The sequence below is a fragment of the Deltaproteobacteria bacterium genome (assembly GCA_029210625.1).
Lineage (GTDB): Bacteria > Myxococcota > Myxococcia > SLRQ01 > SLRQ01 > JARGFU01.
The window spans coordinates 434,506-460,562 of record JARGFU010000001.1 but is presented as its reverse complement, the minus strand read 5'-3'; the positions used below and the strand labels follow the sequence as shown (position 1 = coordinate 460,562).

Here is a 26,057-nt window from a genome sequence, read left to right as displayed (position 1 = left end):
GGTTGGCGGTTCTGAAAGAAGGGCTAGGGGCGGAGCCTGCTGTTCTGTTCTTCAAGCAGAATGGAGAAGCGATCGGAGGAGTGGTTGGCTTCTCGAAGCGTATCCTCTGGGTGAAGCAGTTTTACTCGAGTCTCCCCTATGGCGGAGTGGTGGGTGTCGCCCCACCGGCTCAAGTGGTGGTCCGGTTACTTGAGTCGAGCCTGCGGGGGCGCGGATTCAGTCGAGCCCGGTTCGTGGATCAGCCCAACGGTGGAATGGTGCTGGAGCCTCCATTCGAGGCGATCGAGGGTGAGACCCATGTTCTCGATTTCGAGGGGAGAACCAAGGAGGAAGTTTGGGCCGGTTTTCGTCGAAACATCCGTCGCGATGTCAGAAAGGCCAGGAGGGGCGGTGTCGAGGTGATGGTGGGGTTGAGCGATCGGGACTGTATGGACTTCTATTCGCTGTACCTGGAGTCGATGGAGAGAAACAGGGCGATTCCGAAATACAGCTTGAACTTCGTGCGGGCGGTGCATCGTCACCTGTGTCGCGAGGGGCGCGGTGTTCTGCTCTTGGCCCGTCGGAACACACGTCCGATTGCCGGGATTCTCGCGGTGGACTCTCGATCCCGGCGGCACTATTTGATGGGTGGATCAGCGACCGAGGGCCTGGCGTGGTGTCCAAATGACCTTCTCCTGCACACGGCCATCGAGCAGGCCATCGATCGGGGTTTGCATAGTTTCGATTTTCTGCCCTCCGGGCCGGGAGATGCAAAATTGCAACGGTTCAAGGCCAAGTGGGGGGCCTCTCCTCAGTCTTGTCCGAGCTTTGATCTCGAGCTGCGGCGGGGACACATGAGGGTGCTGGATCTGGTTCTCCGGGCCGCGGGAACGGGACCTGGGCGGCGCATGGTGAAGACCCTGCGGGCGATCCAGAGCGGGTCGGCCAGGCCATGAGCGATCGGGGGAGCGGGGAGTCGCGCGGATCGACTCGGCTGCGAATGCTTGGAAGGATTGCGAAGCACGGCATCGCGGTTGCTGTCGTCGTCTTCGTGTCTCAGCACATTGCGGCCAATCTATCGGACCTCGAGGAGGGTGCATTCAATGTGGATCTCCCTGGATTGGCTTTTTCGCTCGTTGTGGTTTCGGTATCGGGTGTTCTCGGGGCGCCTATCTTGCGGGTCCTTTTCTTGGCCGTAGATGTGTCTGTTCCTCTGCGGAGTTCTGTAGTTCTCGCGACGGTTCCGATGCTGGGGAAGTACATTCCAGGCAGGGTGCACACGACGATCGGGTTCATCTGGCTTGCCTCCAGGCTAGAGGGGGTTTCGCCGGCGATCTCGTCCGTGACTGTGTTCTTCTACAGTGTGATCATCGTTGGTTCCTCGTCCATCACGGGGGTGCTGTTCCTGGGTGCGGTCGACTCCGGGAGTCCGTTGATCCTGCCGATGGCCGCTCTCTTCGTGGTGGCCGTGGCCGTCTTGGCGACTCGGCACTCCCTCCTGCCTCTGAACCTCCTCCTCCGGGCCTTGGGCAGGAATCCGATAGAAGCGATTCCCGATCGGAGAAGGCTGGCGGGGGCCTTCGGGTTGGCGATTGCTCAACACCTGGTTGCTGTTCTCGCGTTCGTGATCTTGGTCCACTCCCTGCTCGATGTGCCAGCCAGTCTTTTTTTCCAACTCGGGGGAGCGTTGATCGTCGCAGGGTTGAGCGGTGTCTTGGCCTTCTTCGCCCCCGCTGGGCTGGGTGTCCAGGAGGGCACCATGTTGCTCTTGCTCAGCAGTTGGATGCCGCCGGAACAGGCCGCAATGCTCGCGGTCGCAACCCGCCTTTGGCAGGTCACCATGAATCTGGCGGTGGCCCTCCTGGGCCTTCTCCTTCTGCCAAAGAGGGCGCCGGAAGACATGATGAACTGAACAACCACTCCGAGGAGTGGGCTCAGCGGTAGGGGCGCGTCTACAGCATTTTCCTCACGATTGGTTCGGAACTTGGTCTTCAACTCCTACACCTTCGTCGTCTTCTTCGCGGTCGTCCTGGGCCTGCATCATCTGCGGCTGCCCTGGTGGACCAGGAAGCTCAACCTGCTCCTGGCCAGCTACCTCTTCTACATGGCCTGGAACCCGCCCTTCGTGCTGCTCCTGTGGGTCTCCACCGTCGCGGACTGGTACATCGCCCGGGGACTCCAGCGGACCGAGGCGCCGGGCCGCAGGAGGCTCCTCCTCCTGGCCACCCTGGGAGTGAACCTCGGGCTGCTGGTCTTCTTCAAGTACGGCAACTTCGCCCTGGAGAACTTCACCTGGCTGATGGGGAGCCTGGGGGTGAGCTACTCGCCGGTGGCCCTCGATATCGTCCTGCCGGTGGGCATTTCCTTCTATACCTTCCAGACCCTCTCCTACACGCTCGACGTCTACCTCCGGCGCGGGAAGCCCTGGCACTCCTTCCTCGACTACGCCCTCTACGTCACCTTCTTCCCGCAGCTGGTCGCCGGCCCCATCGTGCGTTCCGCGCAGTTCCTCCCCCAGTGCGTCGAGCCTCGCCGGGCCACGGCGCACGAGCTGGGCTGGGGCCTGGCGCTCATGGTCCTCGGGCTCTTCGAGAAGGTCGTTCTGGCCGACGGCTTCCTCGCTCCGGTCGTCGAGGTCTACTACGACGCGGCCGTCCTCCCGGACGCTGCGGGGGCCTGGATCGGCACCCTGGCCTTCGCCGGTCAGATCTTCTGCGACTTCGCCGGCTACTCGACCATCGCCATCGGTAGCGCGATGTGCCTGGGCTTCGAGCTGCCCGACAACTTCCGCTTCCCCTACGCGGCGATGGGCTTCTCCGACTTCTGGCGGAGATGGCACATCTCGCTCTCGACCTGGCTGCGCGACTACCTCTACATCCCCCTGGGCGGGAACCGGCACGGGCAGGTCCGCACCTACGTGAACCTCTCCCTGACGATGTTGCTCGGGGGCTTGTGGCACGGGGCGTCCTGGAACTTCGTGGTGTGGGGAGCCCTCCACGGCCTCTATCTGGTACTCGAGCGAGGGTTGAAAGTCCTGCTGGTGAACGCGGGATGGGCCAAGAGCGGCCTGGCGCTATCGCTCGGCCGCATCGGGACCTTCGTGCTGGTCTGCTTCGCCTGGATCTTCTTCCGCGCCGACACCCTGCCGCGTAGCACCGGAATCGTCGCGGCGATGGTGGGATTGGGTGAGACCACCGCAGTCCTGCCCATATCGGATGCTGCCTGGCTCGGCCTCGGTGTCGCCCTGGGGGTCGTCGCACTCCAGTGGGCCATGAAAGACGCCACCGTCGAGACCGTGGCGGCGAGAACGCCCTGGTGGGCCCTGGCCTTCGGTCTGGCCATCATGCTGGCTGGCATCGTCATGATGCCGGGAGAGGATCGTGCCTTCATCTACTTCCAGTTCTAGACAGAGGGTCCCGCCGCTGCCGGCGTTCCGGCTCTGGGGGCTGACGGCCCTCCTGGCGCTCTCGATCCTCGGGGGCGCCGAGGCCGCCTGGCGCTCCGTCGGGCATCTGCCGACGGTCACCGACGATCCCGCGCTCTGGGCGGTCGAGCGCAGCCGCGTCTACGGGGAGAAGGTCGTGGTGCTCCTCGGGGCCTCCCGGATCCAGCTTGGTTTGGACCCGTCGGAGATGGAGCGGCTCCTGCCTGATCACACGGTGTTGCAGCTGGCGATCGATGGCTCGGCGCCCTTCGCCACGCTCCGGGATCTGGCCGAGGACCCGGACTTCAGGGGAACTGTCCTGGTGTCGGTGGTGCCTGGCGGCCTTCGCGCCGATCGGATCGAGAGCCAGCAGGCCTGGGTGAAGGCCTACCATGACCAGAAGAGCCCCGACGCCTTCTTGAATCGCCGGCTAGCCTCCCTGGCGCAGGAGCGCCTGACGGTCCTGAGCCCCAGCCTCAACCTCCGCCGGATCCTGCTCTCCCTCCTCGCGGGTGAGGGCGTGCCGGCTCCCTTCTATCTGCGCACCCTGGCCAACCGGACCCGCGAAGGGGACTACCGGATGATCGACCTCGCCCGGTACCGCATGGGCCGGATCGCTCGCGTCCAGCAGGTCTACGCCCAGCGGGGCCGGGTGCCCTTCGAGGCGTGGCGTGTGGCGGCTCGCACGGTCGCGCCCTGGGTGAAGGCGATCCAGGAGAGGGGTGGACGGGTGGTCTTCCTTCGCTTCCCGACCCAGGATCAGCACTGGGTCCTCGATCAGGCCTACTACCCCCGTGCGATCTACTGGGACGCCCTCGCAGCCGAGACCGGCGCCGAGACCCTGCACCTCTCCGACGTTCCCGCGCTGCAGCGCTACCGCCTGCCCGACACTTCGCACCTGGACTACCGGGACAAGCGAGAGTTCACCCGCGAGCTCGTCGAGGCGCTGCAGCAAGGAGGTCTCCTTGCCGGAGGAGCGGAGGAATGAAGCGGCCGGGCATCCTCTTCTGCGCAGTCCTGCTGGTGGTCGGGGTCGCCCACGGCCTGGCGCTCCAGGCTCCCTTCCAGTTCGACGATCTCCATCAGATCGCCGGCAACCCCGCCTTCCTGGATCTCGCCAGCCTCCCCCGCTTCTTCGTCGATCCCTGGTTGGGATCGACCTCGACCCACACTCCCTTCTATCGGCCCGTCCTCTTCACGACCTTCCTCTTCGACGGGTTGATCGGCCAGGGCGCTGTCTGGCCCTATCGCCTGACCTCGCTCCTGCTCCTGCTCTTCCTGGGGTTGGCGGCGGCCCGCTTCACGCGGCTGCTCCTGCCTCGGCTGATCTCCGGGGTCGATGACGAGCTGGCCCGGCGGGCGGGCTTCTGGACCGCGCTGATCCTCGTGGCCCATCCTCTCCTCTCCGAGTCGATCCTGCTGGCGACCGGGCGCTCGTCGCTCCTGATGGCGCTCTTCGGCCTGCTCGCGCTCACCGGTCTGCTCCGGTGGGAGGAGCTCGAGCGCAAGGCCAGAGTGCTCGTGCCCCTGTTGGTCCTCCTGGCGCTCCTCACCAAGGAGGAGGCCGTCGCCCTGGCGCTTCCAGCCCTGCTCCTGACGCAGCTCACCCGGAGGGAGCTCGTCTGGTGGAGGCGGCCGCTGGCGGCCTGGCCGGTGCTGTTGCCCATCGGGCTCTATCTCGTCTTCTTCCTCTTCCTGCGGCCGGAGCTGATCGAGGCGACGCGGCCCGAGGCGCTGGCCTCGGCCACGGGTGCCCGCGCGTGGAGTCAGAAGGCTCCGCTCTTCGACCGGCCGCCGCAGGGCGGTCTGGCCCTCCTCGGCCTCCTGCGCCTGGCCGTGGTGCCCTGGGGGCTCTCCCTGGTTCACGAAGTTCCACCACCGACCGGGCTCCAGGCTCTCGTGGGGTGGTCGGTCTGGCCGGCCCTGGCCGCGCTCTGCTGGGGGCTGCTCCGCCGCGAAGGCCTGGCGAAGGCGACCGGTTTCTCCCTGGCCTGGTTCTCGCTCTCCCTCGTGCTCATCCTCGTCTATGGCCTCAATACTCCCATGGCCGAGCACCGCCTCCCCCTGGCGATGGTGGGTGGCGTACTCGTCGTGGGTCTCGGGGTGGCGAGGCTCGAGCGAGGGCGCGGGCTGGCCGGCGGGGGCCTGGTGGGCCTGCTCGCGCTCCTCTCCCTGCTCCAGGCCCTGCCCTGGTCCGGGGCGAGGACACTCTGGGAGCACGAGGTGAAGGTCTCACCGAAGAGCGCCCGGGCCTGGAGCTTCCTCGCCCGGGCGATGGAGCTCGAGGGCGACCTCCGGGGTGCGAAGGCCGCGCTGGCGCCGGTGGTGGTCTCGAACCCGGATCATCCCCTCTACCTGGCGCAGGCGGCCTCCGTTGCCCTCGAGCTGGGCGAGGTCGCCACCGCGGGTGACTACCTTCGGCGATCGCTCGCGGTGGACCCCGCCCAGGCCGGCACCCAGGCCCTGCAGGCTCGGTGGCTGGCCACGGTGGGGCGGCTGCTCGAGGCCGAAGCGGCCGCGGAGCGAGCCGTCGAGCTGGCGCCGTCGAGCAGCGCCTACTGGAACACCCTGGGGACGGTCCGCTTCATGCGGGGCCTGCCCTCCGCCCACGAGGCCTATCGTCGGGCCCTCGAGCTCGACCCGGCCAACGAGGAGGCGCGCCACAACCTCGGTCTGGTCGAGAGGCGCTTCGGCCCGGGGCGTGCTAGATCGGCCCCATGAAGAAGGCCGCTCTCATCCTCGTGGCGCTCATCGGGCTTGCCGGTGGGATCCTCTACTTCACCAGCGACTACTTCCGGGCCTGGGTGCGGCGACCCGCCTACATGTACGACTGCAAGGTGAAGCAGGGGCTGCCCGACTCGGTCTGCATGGCGGGGGGTGCCCTCAAGGACTTCTTCGGTGCCCAGAAGAAGCAGGCCGAGAAGATGATCGGCGACTGAGGTGTCAGGGCGCTGCCAGGTTCCCAAGGCGGCGCTCCACCTCGGCACGCTGTGGCGCCAGCTCGGGGCCGGCCAGCCTCAGGAAGTGCGTCCAGGCCTCGCGGGCACCGCTCCGATCACCGAGGGCGAGCTTGCCGAGGCCCAGGTTGTAGAAGGTGGTGGCGTTCGAGGGATCGGCGAGGGCCGCGCGGGACCAGAGGACAACCGCTCCGGCGGTATCCCCCTGGAGGTGGCGATAGCTGCCCAGGTCGCCGAGCGCGCCGGCGTGGGCGGGATCGAGGGCCAGGGTCTTCTCCCAGTGGGGCCGGGCGTCCTCGAGCCGCCCGAGGTCGCGGTAGAGGCTGGCGAGCTCATAGTGGGAGGCCGGGTCGTCGCCCCGCAGCTCGACGACCCGCCTCAGCGCGGCCTCGGCCTCGGCGAGGCGACCCAGGCCGCGCAGCGCCGCCGCACGACCCCGGTGGGTCTGGAAGGCCTCGTCGTGAATGGCCAGCGCCCGGGCGAAGGCGGCCTCGGCCTCGGCGTGGCGTCCCTCGGCCATCGCTCGCTCACCGAGCTTGTGGTGAACCTTCGCCGATCCCGGCACGGCCCGGGCGGCCCAGGCGAAGAGCGTGGCCTCGCTCTCCCAGGCGGCGGAGTAGTGCAGGTTCCTCGCCGACCAGGCGAGCAGGAGGCCTGCCGCCAGCGCGAGGATCGCCTTGCCCCGAGGCCGGGCGATGCCGAGCTCCGCGGGGAGCAGTGCGGCCGCGGCCAGGGCGATGCCGGCGCTCGGGAGATAGAGCAGGCGCTCTCCGTAGATGGTTCCGATGACCAGCAAGAGGTTCGAGGTCGGGAAGATGGCTCCGGCCCAGAAGAGCAGGCCGGCGGTGACGGCGGGCCGTGCTCGCCAGTTGCGCGCCGCCAGCCAGGTGAGCAGGCCGAGGAGGAGGAGGCTGCCCACGAAGCCGGGGTCGAGCGCCGAGCGCACCACTGGCAGCGCATCGAAGGAGTAGTCGGGAGAGAGGGTCGTCGGCCAGACGAGGGCTCCCAGGCCCCGGCCGAGCACCGCCAGTGCGGTCATCCAGCGCCCGGTGAGGCTCGCCTCGACGAGGGGGTTGTCCAGGAAGGGAACCACGGTGGAGGCGAGCGCGCCGACGACGCTCCAGCGTGCCGCAGCCCAGCCGAGGGTCACCAGGGCGTAGGCGCCATAGAGGGCCGCGAGACGTCGCCACCGGACCGGCTCTCTCCGGTCGATGAGGAGGTCCTGCAAGGGCAGCAATCCGAGCCCGACGATCGCGTTCTCTTTCGAGAAGAGCCCGGCGGCGAGGAAGAGGGGTGCCAGCAGGAGCCAGCGCGCGTCGCCACCACGGCGCCACCGCGCGTGGGCCAGGAGGGCCGCCAGCAAGAAGACCGTCACCAGGACGTCCTTGCGGCCGGCGACGTGGGCCGCCACCTCGACGTGGATGGGATGCAGGGCGAAGGCGAGGCCCGCGAGACCCGCAGGGAGCGCAGGCAGCCGCCAGGTCCAGGCCAGCCAGAGCAGGAGCAGGGCGGCCAGCGCGTGGAGCAGCAGGTTCGTCAGGTGATAGCCGAGGGGATCGAGCCCCCAGAGGGCGTGGTCCAGAGCGTAGGTGGCGGCCGGAATGGGGCGATAGAGATCGGCCCGCAGACCGGCGCCCTCCCAGTGACTGGTGGAGAAGAGGCGCGCGAGGGAGCCCTCATGGACGACCTCGTTGCGGACCACCAGCACGTCGTCGTCGAAGACGAAGCCGTGGCCCAGGGTCGGCAGGTAGACCGCCACCGCTGCCCCGAAGACCGCCAGTGACCACCAGCGTCGCAGCTTCGTCTCGCGGTCGGATGTCATCGAGACCCCGACCTCACATCCCGTGCTTCTTCAACCGGTACCGCAGCGTGTCGCGCGAGAGGCCCAGCGCCCGCGCGGCCTTGGCCTGGTTGCCGCCGGCCCGCTCCATGGCGCGGCGGATGAGCTCGCGCTCGACCTCGTCGAGGGTCATGCCCTCGAAGGCGAGGGTGGTGGGGTCGGGCGCGGTGGAGGCGCGGGGGCGGGAGACGGCGACGTCGGAGGGCTCGATGCAGCGGCCGCCGGCGAGGATCATCGCGCGCTCCAGCACGTTGCGCAGCTCTCGGGTGTTGCCGGGCCAGTCGTGCTGGCGCAGGCGGGCGAGCACGGCCTCGGTGAGGGGCTCGCAGCGGGCGCCGAGCTCGGGGGCCAGCTCCTCGAGCAGGCTCCGGGTCAGGGCGGGCAGATCATCCAGCCGATCGCGCAGGGGCGGCAGGTGCAGGGGCACCGAGGAGAGCCGGTAGTAGAGGTCCTCGCGGAACTTGCCCTCCTCCACCCGCGCGGCGAGGTCCTTGTTGGTGGCGGCGACGACCCGCACGTCCACCGCGAGGGAGCGCACGCCGCCGACCCGGCGCACGACCCGGTCCTCGATCACGTCGACGAGGCGGGCCTGGCAGATCAGCGGGAGGTCGGCGACCTCCTCGATGTAGAGGGTGCCGCCGGAGGCCCGCTCGATGAGCCCCCTTCCCGCGGCGGCGGCCGAGGGGACGGCGGCCTTCTCGAAGCCGAAGATCTCCCGCTCGAGGACGTCGTCCTCCCGCCCCACCGAGGTCAGCCGCACGAAGGGCTCGGAGTGGCGGCGGCTGCCGAAGTGGAGGATGTGAGCGACGAGGCCCTTGCCGCTGCCCGACTCGCCGGTGACCAGCACGCCCCGGGCATCCGAGTCGGCCACCCGCTGCAGGAGCTGCCGCAGCTCCTCGGTGGCGGGTGAGTCTCCCGAGAGACGATTCACCTGGAAGGCGGCCTCGGCCTGCGCCTGCTGGCGGGCCAGCTCACGGGTCGCGACCCGCCGGTCGAGGGAGCGGGCGACGACGACCTCGACCTCGTCGGCGTCGAAGGGCTTCTTGATGAAGTCCTCGGCGCCCCGGCGCATGGCCTCCACCGCGGTCTCCAGATCACTCTGGGCGGAGATCACGATCACCGCCGCGTCGATCTGCCGCTGCTCGAGCTCCGAGAGGACGGTGAGCCCGTCCATCTCGGGCATCTTCAGGTCGAGGAGGATGGCGTCGGGCAGCTCGGCCTCGGCGATGCGCAGGGCCTCGACCCCGTTGGTCGCCTCGAGCACCTCGTGCCCGGCGCGGGACATGGTCTCGACGAGGGTCCAGCGGATCAGCTTCTCGTCGTCGACCACCAGGACGCGCTTCTTCATGAGTCTTCTCCCGTATCGAGCCCGCCCTCGTTCGCCACCTTCGCCTCGGCGACGGCGCGGGGGAGCAGGTCGATCCTGACGGTGGTGCCGACCCCGACCTCGCTCTCGAGGGTGAGCCGGCCGCCCACCTTCTCGACGATGCGGCGGGCGATGGCGAGGCCGAGGCCGGTGCCCCGGATCTTGGTCGTGTAGAAGGGCCGGAAGATCAGCTCGAGGCGCTCGGGCTCGATGCCCGGGCCCGTGTCGCGCACCGTGGCGCGCACACCGGGCCCGCTGGGCGGGCCGGACTCGCCGGAGGGGCTCTCGGGGTGCTCGACGGCCTCGGTGACGATGAAGAGCTCGCCGCCCCCCTCCTTCATCGCCTGCACGGCGTTGAGGCAGAGGTTGAGCAGCACCTGCCGGAACTGCTGGGGATCGAGGAGCACCTCGGGCAGCGCCTCCTCGAGCTGGGTGTGGATCGCGATCCTGCCCTTGCCGGCGAGCTGCTGCTCGAGGAAGAGGGCCACCATCCGGGCCAGCTCGTTGAGATCGGTGGGCTGGAGCTCGGGGTTCGACTGCCGGCCGAAGCGCAGCAGCTCGCGCACGGTGTTCGAGAGCCGCCGCACGGTGGCGTCGAGCTCCTCGAGGATCTCCTTGCGGTGGGCGAAGGCCGGATCCCGCGCGAAGACCTGCAGCGCCCCCGAGAGGCCGGCCAGGGGGTTCTGGATCTCGTGGGCCATGGTGGAGGCCAGCTCGCCCACCGTGGCCAGGCGGTCGGCCCGCACCAGGTCGTCCTGGTGGTGGTGCTCGAGCTGCCGCCGGGCCTCCTTCAGGTGCCGGGTCATCTCGTTGAACGAGGCGGCCACCTCCCGCAGCTCGGCCGGGGCCTCCAGGCTGATCTGGGTGGAGAGGTCGCCGCCGGCCACCGACTTCATGGAGGCGCCGAGCTCGGAGAGGGGCCGCAGGACCATCCGGCGGGCCAGCAGCCAGAGGACCCCGAAGATGAGGAGGACCCCGAGCCCCACGTGGAAGAAGACCACGATCCGGTTGGACTGCAGCTCTTGCACGGCCCGGGCGGCGTCGAGGCGCACCTCCATGATGCCGTTGACCTCCCCCACCGGGTGGCAGGCCCGGCAGCGGGGGGCGTTGGCGATGGGGGAGAGGGCGTCGGCCACCGGGCGGCCCCCCACCTCGCTCCGGATGACCCGGACCTCCCCGGGCTTCAGGCCGCTGATGTTGCGCAGGGGGGTCTGCTGGCCGATCTCGGCGCTCGCGGAGGAGTGGCGGACCCGCCCGGAGGTGTCGAGGACCCGCACGTGGTCGATCTGCGGGTTGTCGGCGGCCATCGTGAGGATCTCGTCCACCGAGGCCGGCGCCTCCTGGCGCATGGCGAGGAGCATCAGCTCGAAGGTCTGGCTGGAGAGGAGCTGATAGCGGGCCTGGAAATCGGTGCGCACCCGGCGCTCGTGGACGGTCTGCTCGATGACCAGGGTGATGAGGGTGATGGCCAGGAGGGAGGCCACCAGCAGGGCTCCGAGCCGTATCCCCACGGAATCCCAGCTTCTGGGTCGTTTTCCGGGCTTCTGGGGTCGATCAGTCAAGCTGCCCCGGCCTCGCGCATTTCATGCGTAAAAAAGTTTCGACAACGCAGACTCGGCACTTGCCCGGGGTGGATCGCTGTGCCTCCGGCCGGATCCAGGATGGCCTCCAGAACCCCTTCAGGATCGAAATTCGAGCTTTCCGCCCGGTTCGGGGTCATGGGTCGTCGGTGGGCCATATGCCCCACCGAGCGCAACGCACGTGCCACGGAGAGCCGGATCACCAGCCGCCAGCCTTACCAGCGCCAGATCGCCCGCGAATCAGCGATCGGGTGATATGCCCCTATTTTTCTCCCGCGGCTCCGGCTTGCCACAGTGCGTCAATCGGCGCGGCGCTCCGGGGCCCCCATTTCAATCACGCTGGACTCCTGAACCGCACCTTCGACCCGATCTGGCATGACCATTGCTTAGGGACAGGGTGCGTCGAGGGCCCGCTCCCGGACTCCTCGGGCAGTCGAATCGGAAGAAATTCCAAAAAACACCACGTAAAGCCCCGTTTTTCCGGGGAGGAAACACAATGAAGCATCTCAATCGCATCCTGGTCGCCGTCGCCGCCATCGGCTTCGCCACCTCCGCCTTCGCTCAGGACAACGTCGTCAACACCCCCCACAACCTCTCCTCCACCGGCGCGGTCAACAACTTCTACGTTGCCGACACCGACGAGGTCTGCGTCTTCTGCCACACCCCTCACGCCGCCGACATCAGCATCGGCGTCGCCCTGTGGAACAAGGGCCCGACCGGCGCGATCTACACCATGTACTCCAGCTCCACGATGGACATGGCCGTCGCCCTCGCTCCGGCGAACGAGTCCATGGCCTGCCTCACCTGCCATGACGGCACGGTCGCGATGGACACCCTGGTCAACGCTCCGGGCTCCGGTAACTACACCCTCGGCGGCGCCAACATGGCCTGGACCTGGACCGCGGGCACCGAGCTGCTGACCGGCGTCGCCAACGTCGCCACCGACCTGAGCAACGACCACCCGATCGGCATCACCTACGACAACACCCTCGACACCGCCTTCAACTCGATCGCGGCCGTGACCGGCGCCGGCATCCGCCTCTTCACCGGCAACACCGTCGAGTGCGCCTCCTGCCACAACCCGCACGAGGGCAACCTGCCGACCTTCTACCGGGTCACCAACGCCGGTTCCGCCATGTGCACCGCCTGCCACATGAAGTAGCGGCAGCACCCGTGGCGCAAGCCATGGACTGGCAGTTTCGGAGCGCCGCCGGGGTGTCCACCTCGGCGGCGTTCCTGTATTCCCCGGATTCCACTTCTTCGCCCCTCGGGAGCACATCATGGGAATGCGAGCACCGCTCTCCGGTCTCACTCTCGCACTGGCCGCCGCCTTCCTGCCGGCGGCGGGACGGGCGGCTCCGGCGGCAACGCCGGCCCTCGAGGTCGGAGCCCTGAAGGTCAGCGAGGAGGAGCTCCAGGGGGCGATCGCCCTGGACTTCACCCTCAACAGCTTCCACAAGACCCCGGACGCGGCGGCGGTGGCCGCGGCCCGCAAGAAGGTCGCCGGACAGCTCTCCGTGGAGATGCTCCTCGCCTCTCTCGCCGCTCGGAGGAAGCTGCCACTGGATGAGACCCGGGTGGCGGCCCGCTACGCGGCGGTGGAGAAGTCCTATGGCGGGGCGCGGGGCTTCGAGAAGCTCCTGACGCGGGCGAAGACCAACCCGGCCTTTTACCGCCGCCAGCTCGCCTGGCAGGTCCAGGCGGACGCCCTGGTCGAGGCCGAGGCCCGGAGGGCCGGTGAGCTCCCGGAGGCCCAAATTCGCAAGCACTTCGACGACAACCGCCAGCGCTACCAGATGCCCGCCTCCTTCCATGTGGTCGCGGCCCTGGTCAAGCTCGATCCCGGCCGGCTGAGCCAGCAAGGCTACCGGGACACCCTCCAGGCCACCGCGGCGAACATCGCCGAGCGGATGCGGGCCGGAGAGAGCATCGAAGCCCTGGCGAAGGACTACACCATGGCCGAGATCAAGGATCTCGGCTTTGCCCACACCGGCGCCCTCGTCCCCGAGCTCGCCGAGGCCGTGGAGAAGCTGGAGGTCGGCAAGGTCGCCGGCCCGATCAAGGCCTTCCAGGGCTACTTCGCGGTCAAGCTCCTGGGGAAGAAGCCGCCGCAGCCCCTCGCCTTCGAGCAGGTCCGGGGAGCCATCTCGGCCGAGCTCGAGAAGTCGCGCAGGGCCGCCTTGCGGCTCGCGCTGATCGAGGAGGCGAGGGCGAAGTTCGAGGTGAAGCAGTCGTCCGGGGAGCCGGAGGCTCGGTGAGTCCTCCGCGTTGGCCAGGGGGCTCACCCCCAGGGACAGCGCTCTGGTTGGCGGTCGCGCTCGTGCTGGTGCCGGGAGTGGTCCGGGCCGCCGCGACCCCCGCCGATGGGCGCGGCATCCTCTCCATCCCCCTGGCCGACACGGTCGAGAAGGGGCGCATGGAGGTCGGGCTCTGGTTCGCCGGCGTGATCGACGGGCGAGGCGGGGCGGCCGTCGGCGGTCCGATGGGGGCCGCGCTGGGCTTCCACGAGCGGGGCGAGGTCTCCCTCTCGACTCGCATGGATCCTCCGAGCAGCGACGAGCAGAGCTGGCGGGGTCCCGATGCGGTCCGCGCTGCTCTGAAGTGGCGCTACCTGGACGAGGAGGCGCTGCGGCCGGGGGTGGCCGTGGACTTCGGGCTCCGCTACGTCGCCGGCACCATCGACCTCGCGCCGCGGGTGGTGGTGCAGAAGAGCTACGCGCCCTTCCAGGGCGTGGTCTCCCTGGGCTACGACGCGGCCACCGGGCGCCTGGGGGATCAGCGCCGGGGTCTCACCTTCGGGGTGGGCGCCCAGGGGACCTTTCACGAGTGGCGGCCCCTGGCCGAGGTGGGCTTCCGTCTCTCCGAGAGCCAGCGCTACGGTCTCGGCGCCCTCCACTTCAGTGCGGGTACGGCCTACGAGGCGGGTCAGGGCGTCCAGCTCTCCCTGGCCCTCACCGGAGGGATCGGACCCGAGGCGGCGAGCTTCCGGGTGAGCGTGGGCCTGATCTACGGCACCGCGAAGGAGCGGGAGGTCGACCACGACTCCGACGGAGTGGCCGACCTCATCGACCGCTGCCCCTTCGAGCCCGAGACGATCAACCGGATCGATGATGAGGACGGCTGCCCCGACGGCCAGCCCGTGATCGATCCCGAGACCGGCGAGTCTCGGATTCCTCGCTTCACCACGCCGACCCCTCGCTTCCGGATGCGCATCCGGCCCACCTGGTCCGGTCAGGAGGAGGCGCCGCCCCCGGCCGCCAAGGAGAAGGCCGGGAAGCCCGCGCGGGAGGGAGTCGAGTGAGCGGCTTCCTTCCACGAGCTCTCCGCACGCTCAGGCCCGCCCTGGTGGCGGCCCTGGTGGCGGCCGGCGTCTGGCCCGCCCCCGCCAGCGCCGCCGGGTCTCGCCGGAGCGAGCGGATGATCGAGGGCTTCAGCGCCAACGGCGCGCTGCGCCTCTCCCTCCAGGGCTACGAGACCCGGCTGGGGCCGAACCGCTCCACCAGCACGCTCCTCTCGGAGCTCGCCGAGGGGAGCGGGCGAGGCTACATCTGGCGGCCCCGCTTCGCCCAGGTCCGCCTCGGCCTGGAGGCGGGGACCCTCCAGCGCTTCTCCCCGGACCACTATGCTCCCGGCCGGCTGGCGAGCTTCGAGGCCGAGCTGGCTCTCCTGCCCGTGAGTGTCTTCCCCCTCCGGCTCGAGTTCGCGAGCCGCCAGCGCGTCCTCTCCACCACGACCCTCCCCGGGCAGGACTATCGCTCGCGCACCCTGGGGCTCTCCTGGAAGTTCCTGGCGCCCCGGCTCTTCCCCCGGCTCTGGCTGAACCTCGCCGAGCACAGCTTCGTCATGCACTCCGACTCGGTCTTCCTGCCCGATCAGACCGGCCTGCGCCGGGGGCAGGACTTCGCCGGCCGGATGCGCCTCGGCTCCTTCGAGTTGATGCACAACGACGCCGCCTCCCGGATCTTCGCGCAGTACCGCATCCGGGAGCGGAAGGAGGATCGGGTCAACTCGCTCACCGGGGCGGTGGAGAGCCGCACCATGGTCATCGAGGCGGTCAACCTGCAGGGGGCGGCGAACCCGAGCAGCCGGCTGCGCCTCGCCCTCGACGGGAACCTGCGCAACACCCGGATGGAGGGCTTCGAGAACCGCCGCTACAGCGCCCGCGCCCACCTCCGCTACGAGCCCGAGGAGCGCTTCTTTACCAGTGCGAGCTACGCCTTCCAGGGCGAGTCCCTCTTCGGCAGCGCCAGCCACAACGCCAGCGCCTTCGGCGGCTACCAGTACTCCGACGCCTGGAGCTTCCGGTCCATGCTGAACGTGGATCAGAGCCGCTTCGCGGAAGGGGCCCCCTTGCGCTCGCGCACCCAGGAGGTCCTCTCCCTGGGCACCTCCTGGAACGAGAGCTTCGGCGCGCATCGGACCTCCCTCTCCGAGACCTTCCGGGCGGGCGTCGCCCAGGCCGATCCGGGAGAGGCCGGGATCATCGTCTCGAACGGCCTCCATGCCAACCACTGGATGCCCCTGGCGAGGGGGCACGACCTGGCCCTGAACGCCGGGATCGAGAACGCAACCGATCGCTCGAGCTTCGGCAGCACCACGGCGGCCTACAACCTGGCGGGCAACTGGACCGGGCTCCTCCCGGCCCGGATCCAGGCCTACGGCACGACCCGCTTCTCCCACTCCAGGCGCAGCGGCGGCCCCCAGGGCTTCCTCCCCGACCGGCAGTCTCGCTTCGACACCTGGGTGGGGGGGAGGAGGGACTTCCAGTACGCGCTCAAGCTGAACGGCCGGTTGGGGTGGTCCACGATCCACTCCTCCCGGGCTGCCCAGACCACCAACACCGCCGTCGCCTCGGCGGGCCTCTCCTGGCTGCCCTACCGGACCCTGACCCTGGGGGGGCAGCTCGGCTGGCGGGTGGTCCTCGTGGGGGCCGGGACCCGGACCTCCTTCGACACGACCCTTTCCCTGCGCTGGCGGATCCGCTCCCTGGTGCTCAGCGCGGCCTACCGGCTCAGCCTCACCAACCAGCTGGGACTTCCCGGCCGCACGCAGGTGCTGTTGATCGATCTGCGAAGGAGCTTCGGTGCTTCCTTCTAGCTTCGAAACCGGCGCTCGACGCCTCCTGCTGACCTTCGCGTTGTTGCTGACCGCTTGCGGTCACGGGCGGATGCCCGAGCTTCCCCGAGACCGGTGGGGGGAGGCGCCGGCCTGGCCGAAGCCCCCCGCGAAGGCGAGGATCGTCCAGGTCGGAAGCCTCCGCTCCTCCGAGGAGATCGTGGCCTCCAGGGGGGCGCTGGACTGGCTCGGCAGGGTCTTCCTCGGGAGCAAGGAGCCCCAGACGCTCGTGCGCCCGGCGGGGGTGGCGGTCGACGGCCGGGGAACCATCGTCGTGAGCGATCCGGGTCAATCCGCCCTGTTCATCTTCGAGACCTCTCTGGGGAAGGTGCGCAGGATCGAGGCGATCGGCACGCACCGGCTCGTCTCCCCCATGGGGGTGGCCCTGGACCGGCAGGGACGCCTGCTCGTCACCGACTCCAGCCTGGGGCTGCTGGCCCGGATCGATCCGGGGGGAGAGGGAGAAGCCGAGGTCCTCGAGTCCTTCGAGCGCCCGACCGGAGTCGCGGTCCACCCCCGGACCCGGGAGATCTTCGTCGTGGACACGCTGGCCCATCAGGTCTTCGTCCTCGGGGACGATCTGAACCTGATCCGGAGCTTCGGGTCCCGGGGGAGCGAGCCCGGACAGCTGAACTTCCCCACCTACCTGGCCTTCGATCCCGATGGGGATCCCTGGGTCGTCGACGCCATGAACGGCCGCATCCAGCGCTTCGACCTGGAGGGCGCCTTCCTGGCTTCGGTGGGCCGGCCGGGGGACAGCGCCGGGACCTTCGCCCATCCCAAGGGCATCGCCTTCGACGAGGAGGGGCACCTCTTCGTGGCCGACGCGCTCTTCGGGAACGTGCAGATCTTCGAGCGGGACGGCACCCTCCTCCTCTACTTCGCCGAGACCGGCTCGGGGCCGGCGCAGCTGGATCTGCCCTCGGGGATCGCCGTCGATGGAGAGGGGAGGATCTTCATCGCCGACAGTGCTAATCAGCGAGTCCAGATCTTGCGCTATCTGGAGATCCACGACCCGTGAGTCACCTCCGCCTCATCCTGACCTTCGCGGCCCTCTTGGCCGTCCCGGCAGTCTTGCGGGCTGGTCCGGCCGCGATCGCGGAGACCCGTCACAACCTCTCCGTCAGTGGTCCGGGCCCGATCCGGGCCACCAACGAGACCCGGATCTGCGTCTTCTGCCATACGCCGCACACCTCGAAGGCCGAGGTGCCCCTCTGGAACCGGGACCTGCCCGACAAGCCCTTCCTGCAGTACACCTCTCCCTCGAGCGACGCGGAGGACCGCGAGCCCGTCCGCCCCCTCACGGGGACCAGCCGCCTGTGCATGGCCTGCCACGATGGGACCATCGCCCTGGGGGCCGTCAAGAGCCAGCGGGAGACCATCTCGATGATCGGGACCGAGGCCGGCCGGATCCCCTCCAAGTCGGCCTCGGCCCTGGGGCATGATCTCTCGGGCTCTCATCCCGTCTCCATGCAGGTCACCCCGGGGCAGATCTCGGCCAACAACGCCCGGGACAGCCTGCTCGTCCCCCTGGAGTCCATGAAGGCGGACTCCGAGGTGCGGCTCGATGGGAGCGATCAGCTCCAATGCACCACCTGTCACGACCCCCACGACGACTCGAACTTCGCGGGCAGTGGCGTCCACTTCTACCGGAAGGCGAGCTTCTCCGATGTCTGCACCGTCTGCCACAAGCTCTGATCCGCTCCGGCGAGACGGCTCCGGGTGGCCGAGGGGCGTCCTCCTGGCGTTGCTCGGTGGGCTGAGCCTGTCGTCGATGCCTGCCGCGGCCGAGAAGGGAGAGGCACCTCACCTGGACGAGCGGGTGCTGACCCGGGGGTGTGGAACCTGTCATCGGGGGCACGGGCGGTCGGGAACTCCGATGCTGATGGAGAGCACCGAGGAGACCTGCCTGATGTGCCACGGCGGAGTCGATCCCCGGATGCGAGACCACATCGCGCCGGAGTCCCTCCGTCGGCTGAAGGATCTGAGGCCGCAGTTCGAGGCCCCCTATGGTCACAAGCTCGGGACCGCCGAGATCCACCGGCGGGGCGAGGAGCTCCCCGAGGTCGATCCGAACCTCGCCCGCCACGTCACCTGCCTGGACTGCCACGACGCCCACCGGACCCTTCGTTCGCCCGCGCGGCTCGAGGGCTCCAATGACCAGGCGCCGAGCACCCTGAAGGACGAGGCCTTCCTCCACGACGTGTGCCTGCGTTGTCACGGGGACAGCGCGAACCTCCCGGTCGGGGCACGCAACATCCAGAGCCTGCTCCATCCGGCGAACCGCTCCTACCATCCGCTCCTGGGGCCAAGACGGGGCATCGTGGACTCACCCTCGCTGCGGGCCCCCTGGAGCACCGGAGGCCAGCTCTCCTGCCTGGACTGCCACGGCAGCGGAGATGATCGGCCGGGCGCCCACGGCTCCCAGAACCCGAGCTTGCTGCGCGAGACCTACCACATGGTCGATGCTGCCGGAGAGAGTGAGCTTTCCTATCGTCTCTGCTATCGGTGTCACGCTCGGCAGAGCATCCTGGCCGACGAGAGCTTCTCCATGCATCGCCTCCACCTGACCTCACCTCGGGCCCAGACCTCCTGCCGCACCTGTCACAACGCTCACGGCAGCCGGGAGTACGATCACCTGATCGAGTTCGATCCGATGATCGTCCGGCCGACCCGGGCGGGCGAGCTGGAATACGACGGCACCGGCGGCCGGCAGGGGACCTGCCGCCTGACCTGCCACGGTTTCGAGCACGCTCCGGGGCGCTACTGCCCGCCCGAGACCCCCTGCGATCACGGGAAGGTCGTGGAGGTCGGCGAGTCGAGCGGGGCTCCACGCCCCTTCCCCGCCGACCGTCCCATCGTCCCGGACTTCGGACCGGGGTGGGGAGGCGCTCCCTGATGGCCAGGGGGCTCAAGGGGGCCATCGGTGCCTGGGTGATCCTCGGGGCGATCTTCGCACCGGCCGAGCTTCGGGCTCAGGAGCGAGGCTGCGCCGATCAGGGGTGCCACGCGACCGTCCTCCTGCAGGTCCACAAGCACACGGCCCTCGAGGATGGGGACTGCACGGACTGCCACGATGGCAACGAGGACGCGTCCGCCCGGTGCGGCTCCGGGCTGGTCTTCGAGCGCCACGAGGATCCAGACGTCTGCCTCGGGTGTCACGACGATCCCCGGATCGAGGGCAAGACCCACGCGGCCCTCCTCGACGGTTGCATGAACTGCCACGGACCCCATGGGGGCGAGAACGCCTTCAACCTCGAGAAGTCGACGGTCCAGGACATCTGCGCCAAGTGCCACGATCCCTTCGAGGGCGACTCGACCCACAAGCCGGTCGACGAGGGCCGCTGCACCGGCTGTCACAACCCCCACGCCTCCGAGTTCGCACCCCTGCTGCGCGCCAGCCGCAAGGAGCTCTGCTACACCTGCCACGAGGTCTCGACCCTGCGGCCCACCTCCGAGAGCGGCTACGTGGTCAAGCACTACCCGGTGGAGGGAGGCGGCTGCCTCTCCTGCCACAAGCCTCACACGGCAGACGAGAAGCCCCTGCTGCGGGAGACGGGGAACATCCTCTGTCTGAACTGCCACGCTGCGAACAAGACCTCCGCCGAGACCAGCCTCAAGGGGATCCGCAACGACGCCGAGGTCGTTCATGAGGCCCTCGAGGCAGGGACCTGCTCGAACTGCCATGGGCCGCACGGCGCGGGCCAGCCGGCCCTGCTCAAGAAGAAGCGCCCGGAGCTCTGCTACGAGTGCCACGACGAGATCGAGCGCACCTTCCTTCACTCGGCCGTGCGGACCGGGCGCTGCAACGAGTGCCACGATCCCCACGGAGAGGACCGGGAGACCCTACTGAAGGCCGACGGCTCGGGCCTGTGCTTCCGGTGCCACGAGGACGACCTCACCGGCCGCCCCTTCCAGCACGCCCCAGCCGAGGCAGGCGCCTGCATGGCCTGCCACGATCCCCACGGCGCGAAGAACCCGATGCTCCTCTCCCGCGGCGAGGGTCAGGAGACCTGCCTGAGCTGTCACGGCGCGGAGGGGGAGTCGAAGCTGAAGTTCGCCTTCGAGGGGCAGAAGCACGCCGCCATCGATCGCTTCGGCTGCACCATCTGCCACGACCCCCACGGGGGGGACAATCCGAAGCTCGCCCCGAAGGAGCCCAACTCGGTCTGCATCGGGTGTCACGAGAAGCAGAAGTCGGGTTCGCACATCTTCACCAGCTTCTCGGGCCAGCCCCATCCGGTGAAGGGACCCAGGGATCCGCAGCGTCCCGGTCAGGCGCTCGGCTGTGTCTCCTGCCACCAGCCCCACGGCAGCCCCTACCCCAACCTCTGGTGGGGGGGCGAGCGCCGGGATGCGATGTGCAAGCGCTGCCACCAGGGCGGCCGGGTGCTCTACCTGAACCCCGAGGTGGACGAGGATCCGAAGGCACCCGGCGGCGAGATCGTGACGGCCTCCCGGGACGAGAAGAAGAAGGATGGGGGCGCCGGAAAGGCCGACGCCAAGAAGGCCCCCGCCAAGAAGACCGACGAGAAGAAGGGGGAGCCCGCCGCGAGCAAGACCAAGCCTGGCGGTACCCCCCTCTCCTCCAGATAGGGAAATCACGAAGAGCTCGGTGGAGCTCTAGGGAGCGAAGAGATGTTCGATGTCCGGTGGAAGCTCTGGGGGGTCCGGAGCCTGAGTGCCATCCTCCTGATCACCCTCATGGGGGCCTGCGCGGGCAAGCAGAAGGTCGAGGAGGAGGTGCCAGAGGCGCTCACCTGGCCGCCCCCTCCGGAGCCCGCGCGCATCCGCTTCCTGGACAGCTACCGGACGGATCTCGACGTCGCCAAGGAGAAGTCCTTCTGGGACAAGGTCAGTGACTTCTTCGCCGGTCAGAAGGCACCAGTCGCCTTCAAGAAGCCCCTGGTCGTCCACGGGGACGCCAGGGGGAGGATCATCGTCGGCGACAGTGGCTGGGACCGGCTGCACGTCTTCGATCCGGAGAAGAGGGAGTTCGCGATCTGGGGAGAGGGCGGACCCGGCACCCTGAAGCTGCCCACCGGGATCACCTCCGACTCCGAGGGCCGGATCTACGTCGCGGACGGCGTGCAGGCCCGGGTGGTCGTCTTCACCCCGGAAGGAAGGTTCGCGACGGCCTACGGGATGGTGGGCGACCTGAAGAAGCCGACCGGGGTAGCCATCGACGAGGAGCGCAAGCGCCTCTACGTCGCCGACACCGGGAACCACGCCATCGCGGTCTTCGAGCTCGGGAGCCCCGGGAAGAAGGAGACCATCGGCCGACGGGGGGCGGGACCCCGGGAGTTCAACTACCCGACCCACCTGACCATCGATCCTGAGGGCAATCTCTACGTGATGGATGCGATGAACTTCCGCATCCAGATCCTCTCCCCTGACTACGATCTGATCCACAAGTTCGGGGAGAACTGCGACAAGATCCCCTGCATGCCCCGGGGCAAGGGGATTGGCCTCGACTCGGATGGGAACATCTACGTCGTGGATGCGGCCTTCAACGCCGTGATGATCTTCGACAAGCAGGGACAGCTCCTCCTCGTCTTCGGGGGCACCGGTCGGGATCCCGGGAGGATCATGTTGCCCGCCGGGCTCCACGTCGATCAGTGGGATCGGGTCCTGGTTGCGGACCAGTACAACGCCCGGATCACCCGCTACGAGTACGTCTCCGAGAAGGCCGCACTCGGAGTCGATCGCAAGCCGCTGGTGAAAGAGGACGAGGAGGTCGAGGTCTCGGAGGACGAGACGCCGCCGATTCCCTCCGCGGACGATGAGGTCGAGGACGCCGACGACACCGTGGAAGACGGTGAGGCGGAGGCCGGGGACGAGGCTGCTCCGGAGGAGACGCCGGACATCCCCTCGGCCGAGGAGAGCGCGGAGGGCGACGCCTCTGCCGATGAGGGCGCCGCAGCAGAGGCCGACGCCGACGCCGAGGCGGAGGCGGCTCCGGAGGAGACGCCGCCGATCCCCGAGGCCGAGCCGGAAGAGACTCCGGAGGAGACGCCGCCGATCCCCGAGGCGGGGGCGGACGACTCCGAGTAGGCGGTGAGCCGCGCTGGCCGGGGTCAGGCCTCGGTCAGCAGCTTGCGCAGGGCCGGCCGATCGAGCTTGCCGCTGGGGGTCAGCGGCAGGCTCTCGAGCTGGACGAGGCGGCGGGGGCGGCGGTGGCCGCCGAGGTGCTCGCGCAGGTGGGCCTCGAGGGCCTCGGCGCTGGTGCCGGGGCGCGCCACGACGGCGGCGGCGACGACCTGGCCGTACTCTGGATCGGGGAGGCCGACGACGGCGGCGGCCTCGATGGCGGGGTGGCGCAGGAGCACGGCCTCGACCTCGTGGGGGTGGACCTTCTCGCCGCCGGTGACGATCACCTGGTCGGCGCGGCCGAGGACGTGGAGGTTGCCTGCCTCGTCGAGGCGGCCGAGGTCGGCGGTGACGAGCCAGCCTCCGGTGTCGAGGGGAGGGTCTCCGTCCTCGGGCAGGTAGCCCTGGAAGAGGGTGGGGCCGCGCACCCGGAGCCGGCCCTCGGGGGTGAGGTCGACCTCGAGGCCGGGTAGCGGTCTCCCCGCTCCGTTGCTCGCGTCGGGGGGCGTGCCGGGGGTCACGGTGCAGACCTGGCCGCAGGTCTCGGTGAGGCCGTAGGTGGGAAGGACGGGGTAGCGGGCCTCGCCCGCGGCCTCGAGGGTGGCCGGATCGACGCCGGCCCCGCCCAGGAGGACGGCCCGCAGGTGCGAGGGCGGACGCCAGCCGGGCAGCCCGGAGAGCAGCCGGTGCAGCAGGGTCGGGACCAGCGAGGCGAGGGTCACCCGCTCGCGCTCGACGGCCTCGGCGAAGGCCTCCACCTCGAAGCGGGGAAGCAGCACGCAGGGGCGGGCGGCGGCCACGGCGCGCAGGGGGATCGAGAGGCCGCCGAGGTGGGAGAGGGGCAGGGGGCAGAGCCAGACGTCCTCGGGCAGGGTGCGCAGGTGCGCGGCCGAGGCGCCGATCGCGGCCTCGAGGGCGGCGCGGGTCAGGCGCACCCCCCGGGGGCGGCCGGTGCTCCCGGAGGTCGGGACGACGAGGGCGGTGGGCTCGCTGGCCGCGGGGAGCGGCCGGACGGCGCCGAGGTGCGCGGCGAGCTCGGCGCGCTCGGCGGGTTGCAGCTTCTCCGAGAGGAGGAGGCGAGGCTGGCCCCGCTCGAGGCTCGCGAGGAGCTCGACCACGGTCTCGAGGGAGGGCTCGGCGACGAGGGTGCGCAGGCGATCGTCGCGCTCGAGCCGGGCGCTCACCCCGGCGACCTCGGCGGCGAGTTCCCGGTAGGTGAGCCGGCGGCCGCCCGGGCCGGCCTCGATCAGGGCGGGCGTGTCGGGGGCCTCGCGGGCCGCGCGGGCCAGATCGATCATCGCCCTACTTCTGCAGGTAGCTGACGAGGGTGACGACCGCGGCGGAGATGGCGAGCAGGTGGTAGAGGACCAGCACGGCGCGGCGGGCGGCGTCGTGGCCGCCGCGGCGGGCGCGGCCGCCGATTAGCTTCGAGCCCGTCACTCCGAAGCCGGAGAAGAGGGCGAGGGTGGTGAAGAAGCCGGCGGCCTGCACCAGCGAGGGCGGCTCCTTCCAGAAGATGGTCCGGTAGAGGACGAGGAGGACGCCGGAGGCCAGCAGGCTCGAGAGGAACGAGGCCAGGTAGGCCTTGCGGGTCAGCAGGGCGGCGGCGAGGCCGTTGGCCACCGGCACGGCGAAGAGGATCACGCCCCAGTGCAGCTCGCTGCCGCCCAGGCGCACGAGCACCAGGCTGGCCTGGAGGTAGGCGACCACGAGGACGGTCCCCACCGCGAGGAGGAAGACGGGTAGCTGGAGTCCCTTGCGCATCGGCGTGGCGCAATCTGCCACGCCCGCGGAGGTCAGTCGATCCAGTTGGCGGCGGGCGAGAGGCTGGCGACGGAGAGGCGGCGCAGGAGGAGGCCGGCGGGCAGGAGCGCGCGGAGGCCGTCGGCGGCCCGGCGGGCGGCGGCGGCCCGGGGGGTCCAGGGGATGCCCGCGCCGTCCAGCTCGGCGGGAAGGCCCCGCTCCCCCCGGGCCTCGAGGGCGAGGCGCAGGGCCGCGGCGGCGTGCTCGGCGCCCTCGTGGATCAGCTCGGGGAGCGTGGTGCCCTCCTCGACGCCCGGGAAGGGGAGGATCTTCGCCAGCCCCTCCTCGGGCTCGGCCTCGAGGCGGGAGAGCTCCCAGCGCCGGCGATCGGTGGACTCGGCGGCCCCGGCGGCCCAGGTCGCGAGCTCGGCGGCCCAGGTGAGGAGGGCCCGCGGAGAGGGGTGGTGGCGGTCGACCTCGTCCTCGAGCTCGTTCACCGCCTCGAGGAGGTCCCAGAGCTCGTCCATCCCCACCTCACCCCGCAGCCAGCCGGGCAGGCGCTCGAGGAGCTCGGCCAGGGGGGCGGGCAGCTCGAGGCCGGCGGCGGCCTCGGAGAGGGCGGAGAGGAGGACCCCCACCAGGACCCGGCGGTCGGCGCCGAGGAGCCAGGCCAGCCGCAGCATCCACTCGGGCCGGCCGCTGCTGACCCAGGCCAGCTCGATCCGGCTGCCGGCCGAGGTCAGGGCCGAGATCTCGTCGGAGCCGGCCCCGCTCTGACGCATCAGCTCGAGGGCGGTGGGGAGATTACGGGTGTTCGACGTCGGGAGAATTGCGAGGGGGTTGGCCATGTGGGGGACCCTAGCAAGGGGGTCTGACATGGCGGTGTGCACCCAGGGAAAGGCCGTGAACGTGTACGTGCACGTGTACGTCGACGGTCGTGCACGTCCACGTACACGTACACGGGTGTTCCCCGGGCTCGACGTTCAGGGCGCCCCCAACCCCCCCTGCACCGTCGCCATCCACATCAGGAGCAGCGCCAGCCCGCAGAGCAAGAGCGCGATCGCCGAGGCCCAGATCGACCACCGCCCCATGAAGACCCTCGCAGGAGGAGGAAGCTCCTCGGCGGCTGGCTCGCCCTCCTCCGGCAGGACGGCACCTCGCCTCCGCCTCCGCCTCCTCCCCGACGATCCCCCCGCCACCTTGTACTGGTAGTAATTCGCCAGCCCGAGGAAGACGGCGAAGAGCACGACGATCAGGATCGTCTTCTGGAAGGCGGCATCCATCGGCTTGTCATCGTGGTGGCGACCTGCCTACCCTACTTCCGATGGGAGGGGAAAAGACGATGAGACTGCTCGCTTCCGTCCTGCTCGTGGGCCTGCTCCTCTTGCCCGGCTGCCCGAAGAAGGCGAAGCCCGACGAGGAGCCCACGGCCACCGGCCTGAAGGTGAAGGTCGTCGAGGAGGAGGGCTGGGTCGCGGTCGCCCGCCCGGTCGAGGACGATGCCTCGGTGGAGGCGGGCCTGGGCATGGCCCTGCGCGAGGCCGTGGAGCTCAAGCTGGCCCCCGACGGCAACCCCCTGGTGGTCTACGAGGGGGAGGGCCACCGGGTGATCGCCTTCCCGGTCGCCGGCCCGGCCCGGCTGGAGCGGCCCTGGTTCATGCGCAACGTCGAGGGGGGGCAGTACGCCTCCGCCGAGGTCGAGGGGGGGCTGATGGCCGCCGCGGCCCGCAACGAGGACTTCCTCTACGAGATCCGGGCCAGGGGCCTGATGATCATCGGCCCGGTCTACCACCGCATCCTGGACGACCCCCGGGTGACGGCGCCCGAGGAGATGCGGGTGCAGCTGCTGGCGCCGATCTCGCCGGTGCCGCCGGACGAGGAGTAGGCCCCCCTCGGATGTGATCTCCGCCCTATCGAGGGGGCGGGCGGCCTTTGCTAAGCTCTGCCGGTGGATCGGGCCTCC

At 69.7% G+C, this 26,057-nt stretch carries 23 protein-coding genes; 16 read left to right on the top strand and 7 right to left on the bottom strand.

From position 1 onward, the window contains the following. Positions 1-2: 2 nt before the first annotated feature. The 6 genes from P1V51_01950 to P1V51_01925 are packed head-to-tail and all read left to right on the top strand — an operon-like array spanning position 3 to position 6,342. Positions 3-935 (top strand): GNAT family N-acetyltransferase, encoded by a 933-nt coding sequence (locus P1V51_01950; GenBank protein MDF1561774.1) that lies wholly within the window; start codon positions 3-5, stop codon positions 933-935. 44 nt (positions 936-979) lie between these two features. Beyond that, the gene (locus P1V51_01945; GenBank protein MDF1561773.1) at positions 980-1,891 is read left to right on the top strand and encodes a lysylphosphatidylglycerol synthase domain-containing protein; all 912 of its coding nucleotides are present in this window, start codon (positions 980-982) and stop codon (positions 1,889-1,891) included. Positions 1,892-1,951: 60 nt separating this feature from the next. Continuing rightward, entirely contained in the window at positions 1,952-3,385 is a 1,434-nt protein-coding gene (locus P1V51_01940) for an MBOAT family protein (GenBank protein MDF1561772.1), read from the top strand. Beyond that, complete coding sequence (locus tag P1V51_01935) at positions 3,360-4,391, top strand: hypothetical protein (protein ID MDF1561771.1); 1,032 nt, start codon at positions 3,360-3,362, stop codon at positions 4,389-4,391. Before P1V51_01940 ends, P1V51_01935 begins: the two co-directional genes overlap by 26 nt. Beyond that, positions 4,388-6,124, top strand: a complete 1,737-nt coding sequence (locus P1V51_01930; GenBank protein ID MDF1561770.1) for a hypothetical protein — start codon at positions 4,388-4,390, stop codon at positions 6,122-6,124. The genes P1V51_01935 and P1V51_01930 overlap by 4 nt, the downstream gene beginning before the upstream one ends. Continuing rightward, complete coding sequence (locus tag P1V51_01925) at positions 6,121-6,342, top strand: hypothetical protein (protein MDF1561769.1); 222 nt, start codon at positions 6,121-6,123, stop codon at positions 6,340-6,342. The genes P1V51_01930 and P1V51_01925 overlap by 4 nt, the downstream gene beginning before the upstream one ends. A 4-nt stretch (positions 6,343-6,346) precedes the next feature. Here P1V51_01925 and P1V51_01920 read toward each other — a convergent pair whose 3' ends face one another. The 3 genes from P1V51_01920 to P1V51_01910 are packed head-to-tail and all read right to left on the bottom strand — an operon-like array spanning position 6,347 to position 11,077. Further along, positions 6,347-8,182 (bottom strand): tetratricopeptide repeat protein, encoded by a 1,836-nt coding sequence (locus P1V51_01920; GenBank protein MDF1561768.1) that lies wholly within the window; start codon positions 8,180-8,182, stop codon positions 6,347-6,349. A 13-nt stretch (positions 8,183-8,195) separates the two neighbouring features. Further along, positions 8,196-9,548 (bottom strand): sigma-54 dependent transcriptional regulator, encoded by a 1,353-nt coding sequence (locus P1V51_01915; GenBank protein MDF1561767.1) that lies wholly within the window; start codon positions 9,546-9,548, stop codon positions 8,196-8,198. Continuing rightward, on the bottom strand, positions 9,545-11,077 hold the full coding sequence (locus P1V51_01910) for an ATP-binding protein (protein ID MDF1561766.1): 1,533 nt from the start codon (positions 11,075-11,077) through the stop codon (positions 9,545-9,547). The genes P1V51_01915 and P1V51_01910 overlap by 4 nt, the downstream gene beginning before the upstream one ends. Positions 11,078-11,642: 565 nt before the next feature. Here P1V51_01910 and P1V51_01905 point away from each other — a divergent pair. The 9 genes from P1V51_01905 to P1V51_01865 all read left to right on the top strand — a co-directional run bounded on the left by P1V51_01905 (position 11,643) and on the right by P1V51_01865 (position 22,315). Continuing rightward, positions 11,643-12,308, top strand: a complete 666-nt coding sequence (locus P1V51_01905; GenBank protein ID MDF1561765.1) for a cytochrome c3 family protein — start codon at positions 11,643-11,645, stop codon at positions 12,306-12,308. A 118-nt stretch (positions 12,309-12,426) separates the two neighbouring features. Then, positions 12,427-13,404 carry a peptidyl-prolyl cis-trans isomerase gene (locus tag P1V51_01900; protein MDF1561764.1) on the top strand — a complete coding sequence of 326 codons (978 nt, stop codon included), beginning with the start codon at positions 12,427-12,429 and terminating at the stop codon, positions 13,402-13,404. Between the two features lie 47 nt (positions 13,405-13,451). Continuing rightward, positions 13,452-14,447, top strand: coding sequence for a hypothetical protein (locus P1V51_01895; GenBank protein MDF1561763.1), 996 nt, complete (start codon positions 13,452-13,454; stop codon positions 14,445-14,447). A 44-nt stretch (positions 14,448-14,491) separates the two neighbouring features. Further along, a complete protein-coding gene (locus tag P1V51_01890; GenBank protein MDF1561762.1) occupies positions 14,492-16,243 on the top strand; it encodes a hypothetical protein in 1,752 nt (583 codons plus the stop codon). Positions 16,244-16,421: 178 nt separating this feature from the next. Beyond that, entirely contained in the window at positions 16,422-17,282 is an 861-nt protein-coding gene (locus P1V51_01885) for a hypothetical protein (GenBank protein ID MDF1561761.1), read from the top strand. After that, the gene (locus tag P1V51_01880; GenBank protein ID MDF1561760.1) at positions 17,279-17,959 is read left to right on the top strand and encodes a cytochrome c3 family protein; all 681 of its coding nucleotides are present in this window, start codon (positions 17,279-17,281) and stop codon (positions 17,957-17,959) included. Before P1V51_01885 ends, P1V51_01880 begins: the two co-directional genes overlap by 4 nt. A gap of 76 nt (positions 17,960-18,035) precedes the next feature. After that, positions 18,036-19,160: a cytochrome c3 family protein gene (locus tag P1V51_01875; protein ID MDF1561759.1), complete on the top strand. Its 1,125-nt coding sequence runs from the start codon at positions 18,036-18,038 to the stop codon at positions 19,158-19,160. After that, positions 19,160-20,857 (top strand): cytochrome c3 family protein, encoded by a 1,698-nt coding sequence (locus P1V51_01870; GenBank protein ID MDF1561758.1) that lies wholly within the window; start codon positions 19,160-19,162, stop codon positions 20,855-20,857. The genes P1V51_01875 and P1V51_01870 overlap by 1 nt, the downstream gene beginning before the upstream one ends. Positions 20,858-20,899: 42 nt before the next feature. Next, complete coding sequence (locus P1V51_01865; protein ID MDF1561757.1) at positions 20,900-22,315, top strand: 6-bladed beta-propeller; 1,416 nt, start codon at positions 20,900-20,902, stop codon at positions 22,313-22,315. A gap of 23 nt (positions 22,316-22,338) precedes the next feature. Here P1V51_01865 and P1V51_01860 read toward each other — a convergent pair whose 3' ends face one another. The 4 genes from P1V51_01860 to P1V51_01845 all read right to left on the bottom strand — a co-directional run bounded on the left by P1V51_01860 (position 22,339) and on the right by P1V51_01845 (position 25,377). Continuing rightward, positions 22,339-23,649 carry an AMP-binding protein gene (locus P1V51_01860; GenBank protein ID MDF1561756.1) on the bottom strand — a complete coding sequence of 437 codons (1,311 nt, stop codon included), beginning with the start codon at positions 23,647-23,649 and terminating at the stop codon, positions 22,339-22,341. Positions 23,650-23,653: 4 nt separating this feature from the next. Continuing rightward, positions 23,654-24,115 (bottom strand): hypothetical protein, encoded by a 462-nt coding sequence (locus P1V51_01855; GenBank protein MDF1561755.1) that lies wholly within the window; start codon positions 24,113-24,115, stop codon positions 23,654-23,656. Between the two features lie 32 nt (positions 24,116-24,147). Then, entirely contained in the window at positions 24,148-24,942 is a 795-nt protein-coding gene (locus P1V51_01850; protein ID MDF1561754.1) for a hypothetical protein, read from the bottom strand. 135 nt (positions 24,943-25,077) lie between these two features. Further along, positions 25,078-25,377: a hypothetical protein gene (locus tag P1V51_01845; GenBank protein MDF1561753.1), complete on the bottom strand. Its 300-nt coding sequence runs from the start codon at positions 25,375-25,377 to the stop codon at positions 25,078-25,080. Positions 25,378-25,436: 59 nt separating this feature from the next. Here P1V51_01845 and P1V51_01840 point away from each other — a divergent pair, with 59 nt between their 5' ends. Then, on the top strand, positions 25,437-25,979 hold the full coding sequence (locus P1V51_01840) for a GyrI-like domain-containing protein (protein MDF1561752.1): 543 nt from the start codon (positions 25,437-25,439) through the stop codon (positions 25,977-25,979). Positions 25,980-26,057: the final 78 nt, after the last annotated feature.

Bases quoted from the DNA above. Each gene is read 5' to 3' on its own strand.
- P1V51_01945 (MDF1561773.1), top strand. From the start codon at position 980: ATGCTTGGAAGGATTGCGAAGCACGGCATCGCGGTTGCTGTCGTCGTC.
- P1V51_01930 (MDF1561770.1), top strand. From the start codon at position 4,388: ATGAAGCGGCCGGGCATCCTCTTCTGCGCAGTCCTGCTGGTGGTCGGG.
- P1V51_01925 (MDF1561769.1), top strand. From the start codon at position 6,121: ATGAAGAAGGCCGCTCTCATCCTCGTGGCGCTCATCGGGCTTGCCGGT.
- P1V51_01920 (MDF1561768.1), bottom strand. From the start codon at position 8,182: ATGACATCCGACCGCGAGACGAAGCTGCGACGCTGGTGGTCACTGGCG.
- P1V51_01915 (MDF1561767.1), bottom strand. From the start codon at position 9,548: ATGAAGAAGCGCGTCCTGGTGGTCGACGACGAGAAGCTGATCCGCTGG.
- P1V51_01905 (MDF1561765.1), top strand. From the start codon at position 11,643: ATGAAGCATCTCAATCGCATCCTGGTCGCCGTCGCCGCCATCGGCTTC.
- P1V51_01900 (MDF1561764.1), top strand. From the start codon at position 12,427: ATGGGAATGCGAGCACCGCTCTCCGGTCTCACTCTCGCACTGGCCGCC.
- P1V51_01875 (MDF1561759.1), top strand. From the start codon at position 18,036: ATGCCTGCCGCGGCCGAGAAGGGAGAGGCACCTCACCTGGACGAGCGG.
- P1V51_01870 (MDF1561758.1), top strand. From the start codon at position 19,160: ATGGCCAGGGGGCTCAAGGGGGCCATCGGTGCCTGGGTGATCCTCGGG.
- P1V51_01865 (MDF1561757.1), top strand. From the start codon at position 20,900: ATGTTCGATGTCCGGTGGAAGCTCTGGGGGGTCCGGAGCCTGAGTGCC.
- P1V51_01860 (MDF1561756.1), bottom strand. From the start codon at position 23,649: ATGATCGATCTGGCCCGCGCGGCCCGCGAGGCCCCCGACACGCCCGCC.
- P1V51_01855 (MDF1561755.1), bottom strand. From the start codon at position 24,115: ATGCGCAAGGGACTCCAGCTACCCGTCTTCCTCCTCGCGGTGGGGACC.
- P1V51_01850 (MDF1561754.1), bottom strand. From the start codon at position 24,942: ATGGCCAACCCCCTCGCAATTCTCCCGACGTCGAACACCCGTAATCTC.
- P1V51_01845 (MDF1561753.1), bottom strand. From the start codon at position 25,377: ATGGATGCCGCCTTCCAGAAGACGATCCTGATCGTCGTGCTCTTCGCC.
- P1V51_01840 (MDF1561752.1), top strand. From the start codon at position 25,437: ATGAGACTGCTCGCTTCCGTCCTGCTCGTGGGCCTGCTCCTCTTGCCC.